This window comes from Moorena sp. SIO4A1 (assembly GCF_010672065.1).
Lineage (GTDB): Bacteria > Cyanobacteriota > Cyanobacteriia > Cyanobacteriales > Coleofasciculaceae > Moorena.
Genome location: NZ_JAAHHX010000420.1, coordinates 1 through 1,911, shown reverse-complemented (window position 1 = coordinate 1,911; position 1,911 = coordinate 1). Strand labels below are relative to the sequence as shown.

Genomic DNA, 1,911 nt, shown 5'->3' with positions numbered 1-1,911 from the left:
GATGTTCATTTTCCGGGCTGGGGTAGTTTTAGATGAATTGCGCACCCATGCACCAGAAATTATTGCCCCTTTAGAAGAAAAAGGTGTGGCGGCTTATGCTGAGCTAGAGAAGAAAAGTATTGACTACGCTTTGATGGAAAAAACACAGCTAGCTTATGTTTTACCAGCTTCCTTTGGTTGGGATGATTTGGGAGATTGGAATGCTTTAGAACGCCTGCATAATGGCGATGCTAAAAATGTAGCAATGGCTAATCATGTGGAACTGGATACTCAAGGAGCAATTGTCTACTCCAGTAGTGATGATGAGGTGATTGTTACTATTGGTTTAGACGATGTGCTGGTGGTACGGGATCGCAATGCTACCTTAATTGCAAAAAAAGACCGTACCCAGGACATAAAACAAGCGATAAAAATTCTCAAAGATAATTCACTTTTACAAGATTTTTTGTGATTAATCGCTTGTAATAATTCCTAGGTTGATCCACATTATAATTACGATTAACGTCAGAGTGCTTCAGAATATATAGTTCAGAGTTTTATCATTATTTATGAGTCAGTGGTGCTCTTAATTTCCTGACTAATTTATCTAATCTGAACTAGAAAAAAACTATAAATTAAAAATATACAAAGTTAGGCGATCATCAATAAAGTGTATAAACAGGGAACAGCGGATCTGGGAACAGCGGATCTGGGAACAGCGGATCTGGGAACAGGGAACAGCGGATCTGGGAACAGCGGATCTGGGAACAGCGGATCTGGGAACCGAAAAAGTATGGATTTTTAGGAAATAGTTAACAGCTCCTATAAATACCTAACAAACTATAACCAATAATCATCTATTATTGTAAATAATATCAACGCAATCAATAAAAGTAAGTATTTAATTTTTTTTGAGTGAGGTTTTTTTGCGGCATAGGTTAATAAATTTTATGTCTGCTTATTTTAAATTAGGTGTTTTGAATAGCGGAAGGTCTCTGGCTAGATTACTAACGCCTTTTTTATTTAAAAAAGGTTATCCCACTGTCAATCCTTAGCCATACACCTTAGTCATACAGATTTTTGTTTATTTGTTAATGATTAATAGAAAGTATTAATAGATAGTAAACAAAAGAATGCGATGCTCGGTACGAGCCGCTACGGTATGAAGCGTTTCGGCAAAGCCGACGCTACGCGAACGCGTAGCGTGGCCAACGGCCTCAGCTTCCGCGCTTATGCGAACGCAAAAACCTTGGAACACAACTAACCCTGAACATAAAGTAATCTTGACAAAAACAGAAATAATGCTTTGGTATTGTGGCAGGCTGGAAAACTTGTCCGGCGGTTAAACCTTACCCCAATCTAACCTAAGGTAAAAAAAGAATAATGTTATCGTAATTGAGCGCACTGACGTAGACTAGAGAATGGCTGCATCTCAATCCATGCAATTAGGGGAAAATTACCGCGCAAATTCCCACGCCAGTGCCCGACACTTGCCACACTTGCCACACTTGCCACACTCCCCACACTTCCCCTTCTTTTTTACAAATATCAGATGCACCCCATCTCCCCATCTCCCCATCTCCCCATCTCCCCATCTCCCCATCAGCCCCTATTCACAATTTAAATGTGTGAGATAGGGGTTATGCGATGAAGCGAAGCTTCTGCTAAAAGCGATGAAGCGAAGCTTCCGCTAAAAGCGAACGCATCTAGTCACTTTTCTCCCTGCAACAGAAAATTGCCAATATGAGGATACTGTGAAGCCATTGCCCACTATAATAAAGTCTTGTTAAAGAGCAACTCCTATAAAAAATGGCAATTTGAGGCTCAATCCTGATTTAGATATGCAAACCGGGAATATTCCTTTGCTAAACCCAATAGCAAGCCATTATCCTGCCATTGGTTGCTAAATTGAGCAAGAGAAGTAGTTCTGCT

General features: G+C 40.0%; 2 protein-coding genes and 1 pseudogene. 2 read left to right on the top strand and 1 reads right to left on the bottom strand.

Annotated elements, in window-relative coordinates; genetic code table 11:
• Together F6K53_RS38945 and F6K53_RS46275 are read left to right on the top strand one after the other, a co-directional pair.
• A pseudogene (locus F6K53_RS38945) lies at positions 1-451 on the top strand (mannose-1-phosphate guanylyltransferase); the annotation flags it as partial.
• 198 nt (positions 452-649) lie between these two features.
• Positions 650-784, top strand: coding sequence for a hypothetical protein (locus tag F6K53_RS46275; protein WP_366511415.1), 135 nt, complete (start codon positions 650-652; stop codon positions 782-784).
• A 640-nt stretch (positions 785-1,424) separates the two neighbouring features.
• Here F6K53_RS46275 and F6K53_RS38940 read toward each other — a convergent pair.
• The gene (locus F6K53_RS38940) at positions 1,425-1,574 is read right to left on the bottom strand and encodes a hypothetical protein (protein ID WP_158069587.1); all 150 of its coding nucleotides are present in this window, start codon (positions 1,572-1,574) and stop codon (positions 1,425-1,427) included.
• Between the last annotated feature and the right edge of the window lie 337 nt (positions 1,575-1,911).